This is a genomic window from Proteiniphilum sp. (genome assembly GCF_040307845.1).
Classification (GTDB): Bacteria; Bacteroidota; Bacteroidia; order Bacteroidales; family Dysgonomonadaceae; genus Proteiniphilum.
The window spans coordinates 1-20,156 of sequence record NZ_JAWRIS010000011.1; the positions used below are offsets into that span (position 1 = coordinate 1).

Below are 20,156 nucleotides of genomic sequence, written 5' to 3' on the forward strand. Positions count from 1 at the left end.
TACCGCGTACCGTCAGGGTGCTTATTGCTGACAGGTTGCTCCCCAGTAGAGCCTGTTTCCTCTTAACACCCTGATACAAAGATAAAATTATAAAGTTAATTAAAATGAATTATCCAAGTTTATTTGGATTTTAAATGGAAAGAAAGATGAAAAAGTTGACATTCCTATTATTGATTTTTTCCCTATCAGGATATACATTCGCCCAAAACACAAGCGATGCCAGGGCACTTTTAGACAAAGCATATAGCACTTACGAAGCATCCAACGGCATCAGGTTATCGTTCAAGGCAACCATGACCGATAAAGAGGGCGTTGCCTACGAGCCGCAGTCGGGCGAAGCCTATATCAAAGGCGACAAGTTCAAGCTGGAGATGGAAGCGATGGATGTCTGGTTCGACGGTAAAACCCAATGGGTATTGATGAAGGATGTGAATGAAGTAAATGTCAGCGCTCCCACGACGACAGAGATAGCCTCCATCAGTCCGCTGGCACTCCTGGGTATGTACAAGACCGGATTTACGTTGAAAGCACCCGCATCCAAAACAATCAATGGAAGAAGCACACACCTGATCGACATGGTTCCCGCCGAAGGGAATAAAGATTTCAAATCCATCACTGCTGCCATCGACAAGGAGAGCGGCCATATCATAGAGGTAATCCTCGTCATGGCCGATGGGATGAAAAACAAAATCGATATTTCGGGTTACAACACCAACCACCAATTCAGCGATGCCACATTCACATTCGACAAGAACAATCATCCCGGCGTTGAGATAGTGGATCTCAGGTAAGTCCATATTTTCCGTTTACCGCAAATAGATTATGATAATAACCCGTGTGGTATATAAAAGAAAAGTCGTAACTTTGAGCTAATTAATAATCCATACACTTTCTCCCGGCACAACAAACAGTGGAGAAGGTTCTAAAATTCAATAATAAAAATGAGAAATAAGACACGTTGCCTGATCATCGGTTCAGGGCCGGCCGGATATACGGCAGCTATTTACGCATCACGGGCAAATCTCGAACCCATCCTTTATGAAGGATTGGAGCCAGGTGGACAGTTAACCACTACCACCGAGGTAGAGAATTTCCCGGGTTATCCCGAAGGGATTACAGGACCTGAAATGATGGAGGACCTGAAGAAACAGGCACAGCGATTCGGAGCGGACATCCGTTCGGGCAGGGCTACCGCCGTCGACTTTTCCGTGCGTCCCCTCAAAGTCACAATCGACAATGAGCAGGTGATTGAAGCCGACACCGTCATCATCTCCACCGGGGCATCTGCCAAATACCTCGGCCTGCCGGATGAGACTAAGTATGCCGGACAAGGCGTGTCGGCCTGTGCTACCTGCGACGGGTTCTTCTACCGCAAGAAAGTGGTAGCCGTGGTAGGCGGTGGCGATACCGCCTGTGAAGAAGCCACCTACCTGTCGGGATTGGCCAACAAAGTCTATATGATTGTCCGCAAGGATTACCTGCGTGCTTCGAAGATCATGCAGGAACGCGTGATGGACAATCCCAAGATCGAAGTTCTTTTCGAACACAATGCCGTAGGCCTTTACGGTGAAAACGGAGTGGAGGGCGTCCATCTGGTAAAACGGCTGGGCGAACAGGATGAAGAACGTTATGACCTTCCCATCGACGGGTTCTTCCTCGCTATCGGGCATACTCCCAACACCGGTATATTCAAGGATTTTATCCATACCGACAAGGTAGGTTATATCCTCACCGAACATCCTGCCACGAAAACCAATGTGGAAGGTGTATTTGCCTGTGGCGACGCGGCAGACCCCATCTACCGGCAAGCGGTCACCGCAGCCGGAACCGGTTGCAGGGCCGCCATAGACGCGGAACGATACCTTGCAGAAAAAGGGTTGTAAATAATTTCAGAAGATATCCCGCAAGAGAATCCTTTTAACATTTCATCCTTTTCAGTCACGAATATTAATCGTATTTTTGCTCTTTATAATACATGACACATAAACGAGCATGAAAAAAATTCGGTTACTTGCAGGTATACTTCTATCGGGAACATCTCTCTTTGCGCAACAATTCGATGGGACCTATAAAAATAATGCCGATTCCATTGCTTTTTCGAATGAGAGGGTGATATTCCGTATAAGTGGTTTCGGAGGGCTTTCTTCGGCACATGTAGGAGAGGGCACCTATGAAGTGGCTGATGACTATCTCTTCATCCATACATCGGATTATAGCGGAGATAAGACAACCTGCGACCTGATGGAAAATTCAGGAAAGGACACTTGCGTTGTGCATACAATCAGTCAACAGGGTTATGCCATTCAGGGTATATTGGTGGAATCCCGCACCAAATCGGGAAAACTCATCGAAGGCAAAGTCACAGGCAATGATGGAAAGGTAATTTTCACACCTTGCAATAAGATTGGTTCCATCTCTGCCCGTTCATTAGGGTATGATCCCATCTCTTTTGATCATACTCCGGGAAAAGATTACCGGATAAGACTTGCAGAGAACGATATCATCGAAAACAAAACGGCTGCCTTCAGGATCAATTTTATTGACGAGGAAACCCTTTCCCTGCTGATGCTTACCGACGACCTTAGCACCGGCAAAAACAGGGATAAAGAGTTGCAGAAATTGGAGAAAAAGGCACAAAAGACCAATAAACTGGATAAACGGATGAAAAAGGTCTATGTACCCTATATCAGGAAGAATCAATTCGTCCCGTAAATCCGTAAAAAACGTTTGCCGGTCACACCAACAAACGTTTTACAGTTTCGGAAATATCTTTTCCTTCGGCCTTTCCGGCCAGTTGTTTGGAGGCAATACCCATTACTTTACCCATCTCTTTCAGGGATGATGCCCCTGTCTCCTCTATAATGCGTTTGATCGCTGCTTCCAGCTCTATAGGGGAAAGTTGGGCCGGAAGAAATTCCCGGATTACTTCCATTTGGGCGATCTCCGGCTCTGCCAGATCCTGCCGGTTTTGCGAAGCATAGATCTCTGCGCTCTCCCTACGTTGTTTCACCATCTTTTGCAGAATGGCTGTCGTTGCCGATTCCGTAAGTTCATGATCCGCACCTTTGGCGGTTTTAGCTTCCAGTAATTCCTTCTTGATTGCCCTTAATGCCTCCAGCCGCACTTTATCTTTGGCCAGCATGGCTTTTTTTATCTCGTCTGTAATTGTATCTATCATAAAATTTTGATTTGATGATTTAATGATTTATTGTTATTCGCACTTCGTGCGTTATTCGCTTCGCGTTATTTCCCGCTTTGCGGGACAATGCTAAAATTACCACCGAACAACAACTGAATAACAACCGAATAACAACTGAATAACTATCGAATAACAACCGAATTACCACCGAAATACCACCGAATTACCACCGAATTATCACCGAATTACCACTGAATAACCACCGAATAACAACTGAATATCAACCGAATTACCACCGAATATCAATCGAAAAGAGAGGATGATTGCTGTTGTTGTACTTCCGATGAAAAGATACGGGGATTAAAGTCGGGTTCCCGCTTAAAGACCGGTGTTTTCTCCAATGCTTCCAGCACTTTGTCATCATCCAGTTCGTCGATAGTCAATACGAAAGGCTCTAACCGGTAGTTGATGCTGGTCAGCGTTTTCAGGCCGGTCTTGCCGTAATATTTCTCGATCAGCTCCTTGTCTTTCTTCTCCTGCGCCAGTTTCGCATCCTTCTCTATCTGCAACTGTATCTGCTCGGCCCGCGTTTTCTCCTGTTCATGCTCTTCGATTCCCGGCACGCTGGTAATCGAGAAACCGGTAGCGAGCAAGGTCACCTTTACCTCCTCGTCGAGCGACTCTTCCACGGCAGCCCCCCAGATGACCTCGATCTCCCGGCTGAACTTCGACATGAAGTCGTGGAGTGCGTTCATCTCTTCCATCATCAGTGGATGAGACTCTCCAAAAGAGAGGTTGATCAATATCTTCTTGGCGCTGAATACATCATTGTTATTGAGCAATGGCGAGTGCAGCGCATTTTTTATTGCCACGTTGATCCTGTCCTCCCCTTTACCCAAACCGCTACTCATGATGGCCACGCCACCATCCTTCAGAGTAGTATTTACATCGGCAAAGTCGAGGTTCACATGCCCGTGTACGGTGATGATCTCCGCGATGCTCCTGGCGGCGGTCGCCAGCGTATCATCCGCCTTGGCAAAAGCGTTGAGCATGGTCAGGTCGCTGTAGATATCACGCAGGCGCTCGTTATTGATCACCAGCAGCGCGTCCACGTTTTTTGCCATCTCTTCCACCCCTTTCAATGCCTGCACGATCTTCCTCGGCCCTTCAAACATAAAAGGTATGGTCACGATACCCACTGTAAGCACTCCCATATCTTTCGCCACGCGGGCTACCACGGGCGCGGCACCAGTGCCGGTTCCACCGCCCATTCCGGCAGTGATAAAAACCATCCGCGTACCATCGTTCAAAAGATCTTCGATCAGATCGACACTCTCTTCGGCCGCTTTTTGCGCTATTTCGGGTTTATTGCCTGCCCCGAGTCCTCCGGTGGTATGTCCGCCCAGCTGCACCTTAATCGGCACGGGCGATTCCATCAGTGCCTGGTTATCGGTATTACACAATGCGAAAGAGACATCATGTATCCCCTCCTGGAACATGTGGTTCACGGCATTACCGCCACCTCCACCCACACCGATCACCTTGATAATCGCATCGGTACGGCTCTCTATCTGAAAATCCAATAATTCGTCGTCCATCTCCTGTAAATAAAAACAGTGTTATTCATCATCTTCTTCCGAGAATAAGCCTCCGAACATACCTTCCACTTTAGAGAAGAACCCGGTACCCTCTTCTTTTTCAGGTTTGGATTTCTTTTCTTTTGGAGGCCTCGGCTTCTTTTCGGATCTCGAATTTCGTCCTTTTGGAATGAACCAGCCGGAAGAACCGGATCTACTGCTGTTCCCATGATCTTCTTCTTCCGATTCAATAGGCTCTGGCTTTACCATTTCACAATTCGCCTCACCAAAAAGGAGCATCCCCAGCGTTTGCGTAAAGGCGGGGTCATGCATCAGGTCAGGGGAATTATTGACCAGTGTTTTTTTGGCGGATGCCCTTCTTACCGGCATTTTTAACTTCTGCGTGAGATAAAGATCGAGGTTTTTGAGTTGCGAAGCACCACCTGTTATGATCAGCCCCGCACCCAATTGACCATCATATCCTGAGAGAACGATTTGTTCTTTGATATTGGCGGTTATCTCATCCAGACGCATACCGACCACCTTGTTCAGTTCGGTAAGGTCGACGTCGGGTTTTGACGAGAAGGGAGACATGAACATAGGTCCATCCTGGCTCTCGAAGGCTTTTCCGAATTTTATCTTGAGCTGCTCGGCATCATTCTCGGTGAAATTCAACGCGCAGATATCTTTCGTGAGATTCTTCCCACCGAAAGGAATGACCACCATCCGTCGGAGTATTCCTCCCTTATAGACTGACAACGTGGTTGTTCCCGCGCCAAAATCCAAAAAGGCACAACCCAATTCCTTCTCCTCATCGTTTAACGCAATGGCGGCCGAAGCCATCGGCCCTACAATATAATCTGCAATCTCCAGGCCGGTTTTGGCAGTAATACTTTTTTCGATGTTCACGAGTAGATTGGGGCGACCCACAATCACCTTGAACCCGGCCTCTATCTCGGAGCCGGTCACTCCTATCGGACTCGGTTCCGGCTTGTCGTCGATATAATACTCCACATCCGCGATCCTGTAATTCCGTTTCAGTTCAGGCTGGAATTTCTCGGCCGATTTGCGCAACCGGCTCACCTCTTCTTCGGTGACCATCCCCGATGAGATCCGCAGCATCTCACTGAACTCCATCGTATGCAACGATTGTCCGGAGAGTGAGACATAGACTTTCCCAATCCGCCTCTCCAGACTGTTTTCGAGCATCACGATCAGTTTTTGCACATTCGCACCGGCCTGTTCGATGTTGTAGACCATTCCTCTGCGGATCGAACTCCCCGAGTCGATAGAACTGCTTGCCAAGATGGAGAGGACTCCATTTTCGTTTTTACGGCCCACAACTCCTTTGATTTTGGAACTGCCAAGATCAATTACGGCTATAAATCCAGATTGCGTCATATTATTCAGTCAAAGATGAACCTTCAATTTCGTTAGGTTACATTATTTTTTTAACAAACATTCTTTCAATGTCTTTTGTTTGTTTTTTAACATCATTTGCATCAATACCTATTTTCTCGTACAGACTACCTGGTTATCGTACTTTAGGTTGATAGCGGAATAGCGGTTCCATCCCACCACATTAAGCCCTTCATCCACGAAACGGGCAAATTTTGCCAGCTTGGCCTGGTAATTATCGAGGCTTCCCATAATGATCCTGAAATCACCTGCTCTTGGGACCAACTCCACCTCCCGGTCCTTATGCACCACGATCTGCTCTATCCATGCATCCCAATCGGGATGGGAAGAAAGAAACAGTGCAAAATCAGACAACTGGTCCCGGGCAAACTCCTCATCAATCACTCCGGTAGCTACGGGGACATATACGGCGAAATTACCGGAAACAGGCATAATACGACGTTCATTATCCACATAAAAGTTACCTTTCATATCAGAAATAACCCTCAATACCGGCTTCCGTTGAGATACCGTCACCCTGACAGAACCGCCCGGAGTGATGAAAACCTTCGCAGACTCCACCAGCTTGTTGGTAAGGATGGTATCGCGTATCGCCAACGTGTTAATCTCGCCGAAAGGTTTACCGACCGGATCGAGGTCATACCGCCTCACCAGATCGATAATATCCCGCGTTGATACGAAGCGGTAGTGGACACTGTCTTCCACCACCACACTCAAATTCTCACAGACCTTGTTTCTCGACATATCCCTGAAATAGGATGCCGAAAAGATCAGGTAGCCAATGACCACCGCTGTAACCAATATGATGAGAATTTTTTTCATCGTCCGGGAATTTATCCACTGCAAAGATACAATTTGTTATTTAATCAGATGAACTCTTCAAAATCATTTGGTTCCCGACAGATATTTTTCTTTCAGCACCTGCTCAATTTCGGGCAACAGCCGGTCGATATCTCCCGCACCGAACGTCACTAACACTTCCACATCTTTTTCCTTGAGCAAGCCTGTCAATTCCTGTTTAGCACACAGCACCTTCTGTGGCGATGTTATCTTGTCGAAAATGATCCGGGAGGTGACTCCCTCAATGGGTTCTTCCCTGGCCGGATAAATGTCCAGCAGTATCACATCGTCCAGAAGCGACAAGCTCTCCGCGAACTCCTTTGCGAAATCGCGGGTGCGGGAATAGAGATGGGGTTGAAAGACCGCTGTTACACTCTTGTCGGCATAGAGTGCCTTGATCGATTGGATGGCAGCCGACAGTTCCCGGGGATGATGGGCATAATCATCGATGAAAACAACCCTATCGCTCTTGATATGGAAATCGAACCGTCTTCCGGCTCCCCGGAACGTATGTAGCGCTTCCCTGATCTCATCAGGCGTGACGCCGCATAGCAAAGCTGCCGCGGCGGCCGCCACGCTGTTCTCTATGTTGATCATCACGGGAACACCCGGTGAAATATTACGGATAACCTCCGAAGGCGTCACCAGATCGAACACAATCTCTCCATTTCCTATACGGATATTCTCCGCATGGAAATCTCCTTCCGTTTCACTGTAGCTCCATATCTTCACCGTCTCCCCGGTACGCGGGGTCATTGGTATTCCTTTTTTCATGATCAGGTGCCCTTCGGGCCGGATCAGCGAAGTGAACTTCTCAAAGCTCTCCCGGTACGCTTCTTCCGTACCATAGATATCCAGATGATCGGGATCGGCCGAAGTGACGACAGCGATCCAGGGCGTCAGCCAGTGAAAGGAGCGGTCGTATTCATCGGCTTCGATCACCGTGATATGACTCTTCTCAGAGAGTAACAGGTTATTATTATAATTTTTCAGGATTCCACCCAGAAAGGCATTGCAATCCACAGTCGACTGCCTCAGCAGATGGGCGATCATGCTCGAAACGGTAGTCTTTCCGTGGGTTCCCGCCACACAGATGGCATCGCTTGTGGCGGTGATCTCACCGAGCAACTGCGCCCTTTTCATTACCGCATAACCGTTTTCCCGGAAATAGAGAAGTTCACTGTGCGATGCCGGCACGGCAGGTGTATAGACGACCAGCGTTTTTTCCTTATTGAGAAACGGTGCCGGAATGAAACGGATATTGTCCTCATAATGGATCAATGCCCCCTCTTCCTGTAACGACCGGGTAAGTGCCGTCTCAACACGGTCATAGCCTCCTACCCTCTTCCCTTTCAAAAGGAAATAACGGGCCAGGTTGCTCATGCCAATACCCCCAATACCTACAAAATATATCGATTCATAATTCATCTTCCCGTTCCATTATATTATTATTCTATTGTTATTCTATTGTTATTCGCACTTCGTGCGTTATTCGGCTTACGCCGTTATTCGCTTCGCGTTATTTCCCGCTTTGCGGGATAATGCTCAAATTACCAACGAACAACTACTGAACTACAACCGAATAACCACTGAATAACTACTGAATAACAACCGAATAACTACTGAATAACTACCGAATAACTACCGAATAACTATCGAATTATCTTTTCAATTTCGTCTACGATCCGTTTCGCGGAATCGTGCTGTGCCAGTTTTATGATATTTCCACTGAACTTAGCCAGTAGCTCATCATCCCTCACAAGTGCTATTGCCTTATCGAACAGAACAGCAGGAGCCTCCGGATCCGTTACCATAATGGCGGCGTCCTTGTCTACCAATGCCTGAGCGTTCTTCGTCTGATGATCCTCGGCCACATTGGGCGATGGCACCAGGATGACCGCCTTTCCCAGCAGGCTGAATTCCGAAATAGATCCGGCACCGGCACGGGATATAATCAGGTCAGACACCGAATAAGCGTAGTCCATCCGCGACACGAAATCGAGCAGATGTACGTTGGGTGGTACCTTGCCTTCCGTTTGGAGTTGCTGCATCTCCTTATAGTAATATCTTCCGCATTGCCAGACAACTTGCAGGTCATCGGCACCGGCCAGTTTCGGAAAAGCACCTATAATACTTTGGTTAAGGGTACGGGCGCCTAAGCTTCCGCCCAGCATCAAAATCGTCTTCCTGGCCGGATCCAGCCCGAAATGAGCATACCCCTGCGAACGGTTCTCTTCCGATATTATCAGATCCTGCCGGCAGGGATTGCCGGTCAGCACAATCTTCTTTTCCGGGAAAAACTTCTCCATCCCCTCATAAGCCACGCAGATAGTAGTGGCTTTCTTCGCCAGCATCTTATTGGTCACGCCGGCATAGGAATTCTGTTCCTGAAGAAGTGTCGGTACACCTTTCGCGGCAGCCGCCCTCAATGTAGGACCACTGGCATATCCTCCTACCCCCACAGTGATATCAGGCTTGAAATCCATGATAATTTTACTCGCCTTCCGCATGCTTTTAAAAAGCTTCAGCAGCACAGAAAAATTCTTCAGGAGATGGCTACGGTCAAAACCGGCTACCGGCAAGCCGATGATTTTGTATCCTGCTGCCGGTACGCGCTCCATCTCCATCCTGTCTTCCGCACCCACGAAAAGGATATCACTGTCGGGCCACCGCTCTTTCACTGCATTGGCAATACTGATAGCGGGGAAAATATGTCCTCCTGTACCGCCACCGCTGATGATTATCCGCTTCATACCTGAATAATTTCAAATTCAACTTTATCTTCCAGCTTGTCGACTGACTTTATTTCTTTCATCGGATCATGGAGATCATTGTCCTTGTTATCGTCGTTATCCTCGTCCTGTCCGGACTCCACCCCGGAGGATTCCTCCTTTTTCTTTTTACCGATGCCGAAGCGGTCGGCGCTCAGAATCAATCCGAAATAAGCACAGGTGATCAGCGTGGAAGTACCACCCCGACTCACCAGGGGTAGCGGCTGTCCGGTGACGGGGATCAGGTTGACAGCCACCGCCATATTGACAAAAGCCTGTATGGAAAGCATCAAGGCAGATCCCAGGACAAGATATTTGGGAAAGAGCTTCTCGGTCTTCCTCGCAATCATTCCCGCCCGGATCAGGATAATCACATAGAGCAGCAGGACAAAAAGTCCACCCAGAATCCCCATCTCCTCAATGATGATCGCATAGATGAAATCGGAATAGGCCTGCGGCAGGAAATCACGTTCTGTACTGTTTCCGGGAAAGACACCCACCACCCCACCGTTGGCAATGGCAATCTTGGCGTGTGCCACCTGATAATTCTCATCGGTAATAGTATAATATTCTTCTTCCGACAACTCTTTATGTGAACTGAAACTGGCAATACGGTTCTTCCATGTACCCAACCGGTTTAGTGGTCCGGAATCAGTCCAATTGTCGGGGATCACATTCAGCATCAGGATAAACAGGAGTATCCCCCCTATTCCTATTCCTGCCACTTTTAACAGTCGCAGGAACTTCACATTACCGATAAACATCAGCAGATAACAAATACCAAACAACAATACCGCCGTCGACAGGTTATCCATGGCAATAATCCCGCAGACAACTACCATCAATCCTATCATCCATCGGAAGAGGATGCCGTCGTTTTCCCCGTTTTGCTTACTCAGTAGAAAAGCGATGGTTCCCATCAGCGATATCTTCGCTATTTCCGAAGGCTGAATAGTGAAGCCCATGAAAGATATCCAACGGTCTGCCCCATTGACACTGGTACCTATAAAGGGTGTCAGTATCAACAATACGATAGCGCCAATCAAAACAAAGATCAACGATGAAAAATAGCGGTACGGTATATTGTGGATAAGCAGGATAACTCCCACCCCGCCTATGAGGAACATGGCATGCCGTAATATCGGTCCCCACATATTTTGCTGGCGATAGACAATCGTGCTTGTCGCACTGAAAATCTCCACCAGTGAAATAACACAAAGAAGGATGAAAATCACCCAGATTACCTTGTCACCCTTGAAAATCTTACGCCCGAAATCACCTAACGAAGATCCTGTCTCCATTACCTCTTCATTCCATTGATCGGGATCGGCTATTTGATTACTGTCGTTAAACATAGTTTGATTTTCTGATTTACTGATTTTCGCATGCTAGTCTATCGTTATTCATGCTTCGCATGTTATTCGCTGCGCTGATATTCGCACTTCGTGCGTTATTCGTGCTTCGCACGTAGCTCAATTACACCTGAATATTTACAATAAGCGAGCACAGAGGAAAAACTTGTTTTTACTATGTCGAGCGCAGCAAATATCTAAATTTACAAGGTAAATTCGAATAACTACCGAATAACCATCGAATCACAACCGTCTCACACATTCCTTAAACTGATCGCCCCGGTCTTCGTAGTTTTTGAACAGGTCGAAGCTGGCACAACATGGTGAAAGCAAAACGGTCTCACCCTTCTGCGCCAGGCGATAGGCCATATCCACCGCCTCGGTCATTGAACCGGCATCCCGGATCACATCCACCTTTCCGTCGAAGAATGCATGCAGTTTACTGTTATCTTTTCCCAGGAAAATCAGCGCATTCACTTTGTGATGCACTAATTCTTCGATCTCGGCATAATCATTCCCTTTATCCGTTCCTCCGAGGATCAGTACTATCTTCGTGCGTATGCTCTGCAAGGCGTACCAGCATGAATTCACATTGGTCGCTTTGGAGTCGTTGATATACTGGACTCCACGCACCGTCGCCACTTTCTCGAGACGGTGGGGGACCCCCTTGAAATCGGACAGGGATGTACGCAACTGTTCATCGCTGACATCCATCAGTTTTGCGACTATCCCCGATGCCATTGAGTTGTACACGTTATGCATCCCTTCCAATGCAAGCAATTCCAGTTCCATATCGAATATATTTTCTTTCGTTTGAATATACATTTTCCCGTTATCAGTATACGCAACTGCATGACCGGTTTTCTTCTCGCCAAATGGATAAATGGTCGCCGACGGCTTCAACTTTTCTATTTCTCTCGTCACCAAAGGATCATCTATCCAGTAGATGAATGCATCCTCGGTTTTCTGATTCCGGATAATCCGCATCTTGGCATCCACATAATTTTGCAGGTTGTGATCGTAACGATCCAGATGATCGGGGGTAATATTCAGGAGCACTGCTATATCGGCTTTGAAATCATACACACCCTCCAGTTGAAAGCTGCTCAATTCCAATACGTAATAGTCGTAGGACTCTTCGGCCACCTGGCGGGCAAAACTCTTTCCGATATTACCACCCAACCCCACATTCAATCCTGCTGAGCGGAGAATATGGTAGATCAGACTGGTCGTGGTCGTCTTTCCGTTACTTCCGGTGATACAGATCATCCTGGCGTCGGTATATCTACCGGCAAATTCTATTTCGGAGATCACCGGAATACCCTTTGCCAACACCTTTTGCATGATGGGAACAGTGTCGGGGATACCGGGACTTTTTATAATCTCATCGGCCGCCAATATGGTCTCTTCGCTATGGCCATCCTCCTCGAAATCGATCCGGTACTTCTCTAATGTCTCACGATGAGTATCACTCAGCGTCCCGTTATCGGAAAGAAATACCCGGAACCCTTTCTTTTGCGCCAGTATGGCAGAACCCACACCACTCTCGCCACCACCCAGAATCACTATCAATTTCGTCTCCATCATTCTCATTCAATTATCAAGTCTCCCAGTCTCACCCTATCTCCTCGTCTCCCAGTCCCCCAGTCTCATTACCGCATCTTGAGTGTCGCCAAAGCCAACACCACAAGGATCATCCCTACCAACCAGAAACGGCTTACGATCTTCGGCTCAGCCAATGGAGCGAAAGGTTTCTGAATAAGGGCATCGATGCTTCCGTCACCCGGTTTCTGATAATGATGATGCAGGGGGGTCATCTTGAAAATACGTTTACCCACTCCATATTTTTTCTTTGTAAATTTAAAATAGGCTACCTGAGCGATCACCGATAATGCCTCTACAAAGAAGACTCCGCACAGGATTGGCAACAAGAGCTCCTTGTGGATCAATACGGCAAAAACACCGATAATGCCTCCCATTGTAAGACTACCCGTATCGCCCATAAACACCTGGGCAGGATAGGCATTGTACCAGAGGAAACCCACGCAGGCTCCCACAAAAGCAGAAGCAAATACCATCAGTTCATCGCCTCCCGGGATGTACATTATATTGAGGTAGGAGGCAAAGTCGACACGTCCCGACACATACGCCAGCACCCCCAATGCTACCCCTATGATGGCCGAAGAGCCGGACGTCAATCCATCTAATCCGTCCGTCAGGTTGGCACTGTTGGAAACTGCCGTTACTATCAGGATTACCACCAGGACGAAAACAATCCAGACCGCCGTATCGGCATAATCCCCCATCCAGTTGACAAGCCATTTGTAATCGAAGTTGTTATTTTTCACAAACGGAATGGTAGTACTGGTTGTCTTTACATCTTCGTTCTTATAGGTGACATTTTCTATTACGTTATTGATACGGATCTCCGTATTTTCACGGACAACTATCTCAGGGCTGAAATAGATGGTAAGGCCCACAATCAGCCCCAAGCCGACCTGCGCCACGATCTTGAACTTTCCTTTTAATCCCTCTTTATCCTTTTTGAATACTTTGATATAATCATCAGCAAAACCCAATGTCCCCAGCCAGACCGTGCTGACAAGCATCAGGATAATATATATATTCTCCAATTTCCCAAAGAGTAATGTGGAAACCAGAATAGAAAGGATTACAATAACTCCTCCCATGGTGGGTGTACCCCGTTTGCTGTATTGTCCTTCCAGATCAAGGTCGCGTATGGTCTCGCCGATCTGTTTCCTTTGCAACGCATAAATGATCTTCTTCCCCGCAAAAATCCCAATCAGAAGAGAGAAGACGGCAGCCATTGCAGAACGGAACATTACATACTGGAACATGCCCGCTCCGGGAAAATCAAGTTTATCTAAATATTCAAATAAATAATACAACATTATTAGTGTAATGATTTTAATTGCACAAAGAACTAAGAAATTAAAAATTAAAAATTAAGAATTAAGAATTCTCAACTATTCACTTTTCACTTTTCATTTTTCATTTTTCATTTTTCATTTTATCAAATATCCTCTCCACTTCCTCCTTGTCATCGAAATGATGTTTCACGCCCTTTATCTCCTGATAATCCTCATGCCCTTTGCCGGCAATGAGAATCACATCTCCCGGCTGTGCCAGCGCACAAGCGGTTTTGATCGCTTCCCGGCGGTCGGCGATAGTAAGGGTGTTCGTTTTCTGTTCTTCGGTAAGCCCGTCGAGCATATCCCGGAGAATCTCCTCCGGCTCCTCAAACCGGGGATTATCGGAAGTAAGTACCGCTTTATCACTGAGTTGGACTGCCTCACGTGCCATAATCGGCCGTTTAGTCCTGTCACGGTTACCTCCGCAACCCACGACAGTGATGATTTTTCCTTTTTTATTCAATACGCCATCAATGGCGTTCAACACATTGGTGAGAGCATCGGGCGTATGCGCATAATCGACAATCACTGTATAATCCTGCGGTGAGCGCAATGTCTGGAATCTTCCGGCCACCGGTTTTAGCAGCGACAGTGTCCGGAGCAGCTCTTCCTCATCGAGTCCGAGCAATATACCGGCACCATATACAGCCAACAGGTTATAGACATTAAAAGTACCTACAAATTGCACGGTCAGTTCTGTACCGTTTATCTCTATATCGGTACCGTCGAAATGCTTCTCGAAGATACGGGCCTTGAAATCGGCCATTCCCTTCACCGAATAGGTGTATTGGGCAGCTTTCGTATTCTGCAACATCACCGGGCCGTTTTTATCATCGATATTGGTCAATGCGAAAGCATCCGCCGGAAGATCATCAAAAAAGGCCTTTTTCACATTGCGGTATTCCAGCATATTTTTGTGGTAATCGAGATGGTCCTGGGTGAGATTGGTAAAAATCCCTCCAGCAAACCGGAGTCCATGCACCCGTTTCTGGTGAATGGCATGGGAGCTGACTTCCATAAAAGCATATTCACAACCGGCATCCACCATCTTGCGCAGATAATCATTCAATGTAATCGGGTCGAGTGTGGTATGTGTCGTAGGATACCGCTCACCATCCACATAATTGGCTACGGTGGACAACAATCCGGAGGGATAGCCCAGATGACGGAACGTATCGTACAGTAATGTGGCGATAGTGGTCTTCCCGTTTGTTCCGGTAACACCGACCAGTTTCAGTAACGACGACGGGTTGCCATGCCACGCCGAAGCTATCTGCGCCAGGGCTATTGCGCTCTGTTTTACCTGCACATAAGCAACCCGGGAGAAATACTCCTCGATCATCGGTTTATCGTATAGCACTGCAATCGCTCCCTGTTCTATTGCTTTACCGATATAAGCATGCCCGTCGGTAAAGATCCCTTCTACCGCGATAAAAAGGGAACCCGGAGTTACCATACGCGAATCGGACGTGATGGCTTTCACCTCCGCCTCGCCGTTGCCACGGAGCGCGACCACATCACAAGCTTCAATCAATTTACTCAGATTCATACCTTTATATTTTTAGAATCAAGAACAAAGACTTTTAAAAGTCAAAAACACTATGACAGGAAGTGCATATCGCCGAAGGCACTATCTTTATTCCTTACTCTTTACTCTTTACTCTAATCTTATCTCATCGTAAGGGTGACAGTAGTACCCCTCACCAGTTTTTGTCCGGGTGAAAGTGATTGGGATACCACTTTTCCCGCTCCGATCAGGTTTACTCTTAGCCCGGACTTCTCCAGCAGATAGATTGCATCACGGGCACCCATCCCCCGTACGTCGGGAATAAGGGAGCTGTTCAATGCAATCGGTTCCGACCGATAAGCGGCACTATCCAACTTCATCTTCACCCAGTCGGCAGCTTCCACAGGCCCTTCCACGGGAAGGTTCAACACACTCAACAACGACCGGTTCCGATCCCAGTTACCATTCTTGAGCATGGGTTCTTTATGCAATGTAGAATCTATCCTACAGGCCTCCACATCCAACCGTACTTTTCGCAAATAGGTCTGCTCTGCTATATTTTTAAAGACCATACCCGCCATTCCTCCGCCGGAAGGTACACCTTTCGGTTTTCTCAGTCCCACGAAAATGGTGTACATGGGATCATCCGCGGGAAAATAGCCGCAAAAAGAAACGTAATAGCTGGAATAACTTCCCCCGGAAGCGATCTGAGCCGTACCGGTCTTGCCTGCTATGGGGAAATAGTCGGAACCCACCACCTTGGCAGTACCATTTTCCACTACATTCAACAGCATCTGGTGTATCTGCTCCAAGGTGGTCTCCTTGCACATCTTCGGGTTGACAACCTCCGCCTCCACGTTCTTCACCACTTTACCCTTATCTATAAATTGTTTGGCGATAAAGGGCTTTATCATCTTTCCACCGTTGGCGATTCCGTTATAAAACATCAGCATATATATGGGCGGCACCTGCGTTTCGTAACCGAATGACATCCAGGGGAGGGTAGTCTTCGACCAGTAATTGATTTTGTCGTCGGGAAAACGAATGGAAGAGGTTCCTTCGATACCATTCAACGGCACATCCCAGGTAAGTCGTTTCCTCAAACCAATCCTGTCTATGCCCTCTACAAATTTTGCAGGGTTATCTTCGTATCCTTTTAACGCGATTTTACTCATTACGACATTCGAAGAAACTGCAATTCCTTCAGCTACCGTCATATATCCTCTGTCTTGTCCTCTACGCCAGTAATGGTCTCTAACCCATCTCCTGTTATACTGGAACAATCCGTTTCCCACATAAAAAGAGTCGGTGGGAATAACCACCCCGTCGTCGAGTGCCACCATCGCGGTCACCGTCTTAAAAGTAGAACCCGGTTCATTCATATAGGAGAAAGCATTCGGATTTCCTTCCGCATAGGCCCCATTACTCAGCCGGTCGAGGTTGACAATCCCTTTTATCTCACCGGTCTTCACTTCCATGATGATAGCTGTACCCGACTCGGCATCTGTCTCTATCAATTTGTCCCGCAGGGAACGTTCGGTAATATCCTGTATCGCGGCATCGATGGTAGTGATGACATCCCATCCTTCTTCGGCCGGTTTTTCCACTACATCCATCCATCGCCCCTGTATCTTCTGGCGGAATTTCACACCGGAAACACCCCTGAGCAATGAATCATACTTCAATTCCAGACCGCTGGCACCCCCCTTATCAATATCTTTGTAGACACTGCCGACCGTACGGTTAGCCAGGTTACCAAAAGGTTTTTTGCGGGCATTCCTTTCTTCGGCAATCAATCCACTACGGTTAGAACGCTGGTTCCAGAATGGATAGGTGCGGATCTCTTTCAAATCGACATAAGAGATATCTTTGCGTAATATTTTCACATAGCGGGAACGGATCGGTACCCGTTTATCGATCGCGTTCTCCTGATTTTCACGGATCTGACGCTGCTCTTTTTCACGCATCTCCCAGCCACCCATGATGACATTCTTATACTGGGCTACGGTTCTGTCGGGAAATTTTGTTGCCAATGCCACCGACAGCTCATCCACATATTTGATAAGGGTATCTTTTTGCATCCCATCCGCCCAGAAATCCATATAAATACTGTAGAGTGGTTCTGTAGTAGCCAACAACTTACCGTCATGAGTATAAATATTCCCTCTTTTAGGCAGGATTACACGATCCCTGATTACCGTCTCTTTTTCACCTACTTCACGCCATTTTTTCCCTTCGGCCGTAAACACAATCTTACCGGCAGAAAAGATAACCATCACGGCAAACAGCATCAATAAGGCAACGATAAAACCATATCTGCCTAAAATAGCCCGCTTGTTATTCCGATTTTGTTTTTGCATTTTCTGTAAGACGATTGTTTATTTATCTATATAATAGACAGGCTCATTCGTCACTTTCAGTTCCAAGCCCGCCTCTTCAATACGCCGTTCAATCTCGCCCTGCCTGCTCGCTTCGGTAAGACTCGAAGAGATGGTGAGCGATTCATATTTCGCGTCCCGGAGTTCCTGCTGCAGTTTCTCTATCTCCGCCATCTGCTGAAGCACCTTATATCGATGGCTGATAAACAGAAACATCACCAACACGATAGCAATAACAAATCTCATGTTTTTGGAGAAGATGCCCTCAGTGAGGACACTCCCCCCAAAAACACGGACAAACGATTTGCGTATGTTATCGAACTTCAGTTTCATTTTCTTTTAGAATCAAGAGTCAAGATTCAAGAACCAAGACTATTTGAGATTGATGATGATTGAAAGAGATTGATCAATTTTATACCCTATCTCCTCAATCACCTCGTCTCCCAGTCCCCCACTTCTCACTTCTCACTTTTCACTTTTCACTACGTAGATTTTCTGTCGTCACTCGGCATAATCAAAACAAGTTTTGTTTCTGCCCTCGTTCCTAAGAAAATTCACTTTTTTTCCGCGATACGAAGTTTGGCACTTCTCGATCGGGGGTTGCGCTGTAACTCTTCTTCCGAGGGAACGATCACCTTACGGCTCACCACCGTGAAAGGAGTCTCCACATTCCCATAGAAGTCCTTAACCTGTTCCCCCTCGAAGTTGCCTGTCCTGAAAAAATTTTTTACCAGACGATCCTCCAGCGAGTGATACGAGATCACACAAAGACGTCCTCCCGGTTTCAATAACTGTAAAGCCTGTAAAAGCATCTCCTTCAAAGCATCCATCTCTCCATTCACTTCAATACGAAGTGCCTGGAAGGCTTGCGCCAGCGTCTTTTTTTCTTTTTCCCTACGGCTGAAAGGCTCCAGAATGGCAAGCAGATCATCAGTTTCCCTGATTTGCTTGTCCTGCCGGTACCGTACTACCGCCGACGCGATCTGTCGGGCATTCCTCAATTCGCCGTACCGAAAAAAAAGGTTGGACAGTTGCCCTTCCTCATATTCATTGAGGATATCGGATGCGCTTTTTTGCGCATGGCGATTCATACGCATATCCAACTCACCCGGAAAACGAAATGAAAAACCACGCTCTGAAATATCAAAATGATGTGATGACACTCCCAAGTCGGCCAGAAGGCCGTCTATCGCTTCCACAGCGTGATACCGAAGAAAGTTCTTCAGGAAGCGAAAATTGCCATGTACAAAAGTAAAACGGGGATCGGCAGAAATATTGACGGCAGCATCCTCATCCTGATCGAATGCGATCAGCCGCCCCTCTTCTCCTAATCTGTTCAATATTTCACGGGAATGCCCTCCACCACCAAAAGTGACATCGACATACATCCCGTGGGGACAGATATTCAGCCCGTCGACGCTCTCGTCAAGTAACGCCGGCGTATGATATACTCTTTCATCCTGTCCGTCCCGTAAAACCATAATACCCCCCTCATTCGATTTCATCAGACATTTTCTCGCAAAGACATAATCCAAGCAAGCTTGTCTTCTGTTCTCATTGCTTAATGAAAATGTTCCATCAGTTGCTGTAATTTCGAAGAAAACTCGTCAGGATCCACCAACGGCTTTTCCAACTTCTCTTTCGCCCAAATCTCGATGGTTTCATCCACCCCGAGAAAACGGACATCAGATTCAATGGAAACCATTTGCAGATAACGCTTCGGTATAAGCACCCGTCCATTTGCGTCCATCTCAAGCCTTTCAGCATCCAGTACAAACTGGCGAAATATCTGCTGCTGCTCCCTGTTCCACTTATTCAACCTACTCCGGAGTGTCTCGATCTCTTTTTCCCACACACTCCCGGGATACAACACGAGGCATTCCTGGAAAATATCCTTACGAAGCACAAGGAACTCTTCGCCCTCACTCTGCAAGCGCTTGCGAAAGATGGCCGGCACAAAGATTCGACCCTTTGTATCGGCTTTGGCTTCCATATTTCCCAGAAATTGCAACATATAGGATACTTATAACGCGGTAAAAGTACAAAATAATCCACTTTCCCCCACATTTCCACACAAAAATTTATAAAAAAGTTTTCAACAATCAAAATCGCACCAGATAATCCCTGAAGATCAAACACTTATTTAAAATGTCAAAGTGGGGAATTTTACACAGTCATTCCTTATTTTCAGTGATCATTCCTAAAAAGAAGTTTTTTTTGCTGATCCTTATCTTTTATCC

At 47.0% G+C, this 20,156-nt stretch carries 17 protein-coding genes; 3 read left to right on the forward strand and 14 right to left on the reverse strand.

What is annotated here, in order from left to right; translation table 11 throughout:
• Positions 1-146 precede the first annotated feature (146 nt).
• The 3 genes from lolA1 (at position 147) to ABV001_RS02200 (ending at position 2,712) form a co-directional block, all read left to right on the forward strand.
• Positions 147-791 (forward strand): outer membrane lipoprotein periplasmic chaperone LolA1, encoded by a 645-nt coding sequence (gene lolA1, locus ABV001_RS02190; protein ID WP_352421304.1) that lies wholly within the window; start codon positions 147-149, stop codon positions 789-791.
• Between the two features lie 150 nt (positions 792-941).
• Positions 942-1,883, forward strand: a complete 942-nt coding sequence (gene trxB, locus ABV001_RS02195; RefSeq protein ID WP_352421305.1) for a thioredoxin-disulfide reductase — start codon at positions 942-944, stop codon at positions 1,881-1,883.
• A 109-nt stretch (positions 1,884-1,992) separates the two neighbouring features.
• On the forward strand, positions 1,993-2,712 hold the full coding sequence (locus ABV001_RS02200; RefSeq protein ID WP_352421306.1) for a hypothetical protein: 720 nt from the start codon (positions 1,993-1,995) through the stop codon (positions 2,710-2,712).
• 22 nt (positions 2,713-2,734) lie between these two features.
• Here ABV001_RS02200 and ABV001_RS02205 read toward each other — a convergent pair whose 3' ends face one another.
• From ABV001_RS02205 to ABV001_RS02270, 14 genes are all read right to left on the reverse strand, one after another.
• Positions 2,735-3,178, reverse strand: coding sequence for a GatB/YqeY domain-containing protein (locus ABV001_RS02205; RefSeq protein ID WP_352421307.1), 444 nt, complete (start codon positions 3,176-3,178; stop codon positions 2,735-2,737).
• Positions 3,179-3,441: 263 nt separating this feature from the next.
• Positions 3,442-4,737, reverse strand: coding sequence for a cell division protein FtsZ (gene ftsZ, locus ABV001_RS02210; protein WP_352421308.1), 1,296 nt, complete (start codon positions 4,735-4,737; stop codon positions 3,442-3,444).
• A 21-nt stretch (positions 4,738-4,758) separates the two neighbouring features.
• The gene (ftsA, locus tag ABV001_RS02215; RefSeq protein ID WP_352421309.1) at positions 4,759-6,117 is read right to left on the reverse strand and encodes a cell division protein FtsA; all 1,359 of its coding nucleotides are present in this window, start codon (positions 6,115-6,117) and stop codon (positions 4,759-4,761) included.
• A 108-nt stretch (positions 6,118-6,225) separates the two neighbouring features.
• A complete protein-coding gene (locus tag ABV001_RS02220) occupies positions 6,226-6,957 on the reverse strand; it encodes a cell division protein FtsQ/DivIB (RefSeq protein ID WP_352421310.1) in 732 nt (243 codons plus the stop codon).
• A 63-nt stretch (positions 6,958-7,020) separates the two neighbouring features.
• Positions 7,021-8,403, reverse strand: a complete 1,383-nt coding sequence (gene murC / locus ABV001_RS02225) for a UDP-N-acetylmuramate--L-alanine ligase (RefSeq protein ID WP_352421311.1) — start codon at positions 8,401-8,403, stop codon at positions 7,021-7,023.
• Positions 8,404-8,627: 224 nt separating this feature from the next.
• Positions 8,628-9,728 carry an undecaprenyldiphospho-muramoylpentapeptide beta-N-acetylglucosaminyltransferase gene (gene murG / locus ABV001_RS02230; protein ID WP_352421312.1) on the reverse strand — a complete coding sequence of 367 codons (1,101 nt, stop codon included), beginning with the start codon at positions 9,726-9,728 and terminating at the stop codon, positions 8,628-8,630.
• Entirely contained in the window at positions 9,725-11,101 is a 1,377-nt protein-coding gene (locus ABV001_RS02235; RefSeq protein WP_352421313.1) for an FtsW/RodA/SpoVE family cell cycle protein, read from the reverse strand. The genes murG and ABV001_RS02235 overlap by 4 nt, the downstream gene beginning before the upstream one ends.
• A 240-nt stretch (positions 11,102-11,341) precedes the next feature.
• The gene (gene murD, locus ABV001_RS02240; protein ID WP_352421324.1) at positions 11,342-12,682 is read right to left on the reverse strand and encodes a UDP-N-acetylmuramoyl-L-alanine--D-glutamate ligase; all 1,341 of its coding nucleotides are present in this window, start codon (positions 12,680-12,682) and stop codon (positions 11,342-11,344) included.
• A 68-nt stretch (positions 12,683-12,750) separates the two neighbouring features.
• On the reverse strand, positions 12,751-14,010 hold the full coding sequence (mraY, locus tag ABV001_RS02245; RefSeq protein ID WP_352421314.1) for a phospho-N-acetylmuramoyl-pentapeptide-transferase: 1,260 nt from the start codon (positions 14,008-14,010) through the stop codon (positions 12,751-12,753).
• A 100-nt stretch (positions 14,011-14,110) separates the two neighbouring features.
• A complete protein-coding gene (locus ABV001_RS02250; RefSeq protein WP_352421315.1) occupies positions 14,111-15,580 on the reverse strand; it encodes a UDP-N-acetylmuramoyl-L-alanyl-D-glutamate--2,6-diaminopimelate ligase in 1,470 nt (489 codons plus the stop codon).
• Between the two features lie 119 nt (positions 15,581-15,699).
• A complete protein-coding gene (locus ABV001_RS02255) occupies positions 15,700-17,898 on the reverse strand; it encodes a PASTA domain-containing penicillin-binding protein (protein WP_352421316.1) in 2,199 nt (732 codons plus the stop codon).
• Positions 17,899-17,916: 18 nt separating this feature from the next.
• On the reverse strand, positions 17,917-18,249 hold the full coding sequence (locus ABV001_RS02260; protein WP_323424254.1) for an FtsL-like putative cell division protein: 333 nt from the start codon (positions 18,247-18,249) through the stop codon (positions 17,917-17,919).
• Between the two features lie 221 nt (positions 18,250-18,470).
• Positions 18,471-19,421, reverse strand: coding sequence for a 16S rRNA (cytosine(1402)-N(4))-methyltransferase RsmH (gene rsmH / locus ABV001_RS02265; RefSeq protein WP_502929821.1), 951 nt, complete (start codon positions 19,419-19,421; stop codon positions 18,471-18,473).
• 56 nt (positions 19,422-19,477) lie between these two features.
• The gene (locus ABV001_RS02270; RefSeq protein ID WP_352421317.1) at positions 19,478-19,930 is read right to left on the reverse strand and encodes a division/cell wall cluster transcriptional repressor MraZ; all 453 of its coding nucleotides are present in this window, start codon (positions 19,928-19,930) and stop codon (positions 19,478-19,480) included.
• Between the last annotated feature and the right edge of the window lie 226 nt (positions 19,931-20,156).

Coding starts and splice junctions, on each gene's coding strand:
- ABV001_RS02200 (WP_352421306.1), top strand. CDS start 1,993: ATGAAAAAAATTCGGTTACTTGCAGGTATACTTCTATCGGGAACATCT.
- ftsA (WP_352421309.1), bottom strand. CDS start 6,117: ATGACGCAATCTGGATTTATAGCCGTAATTGATCTTGGCAGTTCCAAA.
- ABV001_RS02270 (WP_352421317.1), bottom strand. CDS start 19,930: ATGTTGCAATTTCTGGGAAATATGGAAGCCAAAGCCGATACAAAGGGT.
- rsmH (WP_502929821.1), bottom strand. CDS start 19,421: ATGAAATCGAATGAGGGGGGTATTATGGTTTTACGGGACGGACAGGAT.
- murG (WP_352421312.1), bottom strand. CDS start 9,728: ATGAAGCGGATAATCATCAGCGGTGGCGGTACAGGAGGACATATTTTC.
- ABV001_RS02250 (WP_352421315.1), bottom strand. CDS start 15,580: ATGAATCTGAGTAAATTGATTGAAGCTTGTGATGTGGTCGCGCTCCGT.
- trxB (WP_352421305.1), top strand. CDS start 942: ATGAGAAATAAGACACGTTGCCTGATCATCGGTTCAGGGCCGGCCGGA.
- ABV001_RS02255 (WP_352421316.1), bottom strand. CDS start 17,898: ATGCAAAAACAAAATCGGAATAACAAGCGGGCTATTTTAGGCAGATAT.
- lolA1 (WP_352421304.1), top strand. CDS start 147: ATGAAAAAGTTGACATTCCTATTATTGATTTTTTCCCTATCAGGATAT.
- murD (WP_352421324.1), bottom strand. CDS start 12,682: ATGGAGACGAAATTGATAGTGATTCTGGGTGGTGGCGAGAGTGGTGTG.
- murC (WP_352421311.1), bottom strand. CDS start 8,403: ATGAATTATGAATCGATATATTTTGTAGGTATTGGGGGTATTGGCATG.
- ABV001_RS02220 (WP_352421310.1), bottom strand. CDS start 6,957: ATGAAAAAAATTCTCATCATATTGGTTACAGCGGTGGTCATTGGCTAC.
- ABV001_RS02205 (WP_352421307.1), bottom strand. CDS start 3,178: ATGATAGATACAATTACAGACGAGATAAAAAAAGCCATGCTGGCCAAA.
- ABV001_RS02235 (WP_352421313.1), bottom strand. CDS start 11,101: ATGTTTAACGACAGTAATCAAATAGCCGATCCCGATCAATGGAATGAA.
- ABV001_RS02260 (WP_323424254.1), bottom strand. CDS start 18,249: ATGAAACTGAAGTTCGATAACATACGCAAATCGTTTGTCCGTGTTTTT.
- ftsZ (WP_352421308.1), bottom strand. CDS start 4,737: ATGGACGACGAATTATTGGATTTTCAGATAGAGAGCCGTACCGATGCG.
- mraY (WP_352421314.1), bottom strand. CDS start 14,010: ATGTTGTATTATTTATTTGAATATTTAGATAAACTTGATTTTCCCGGA.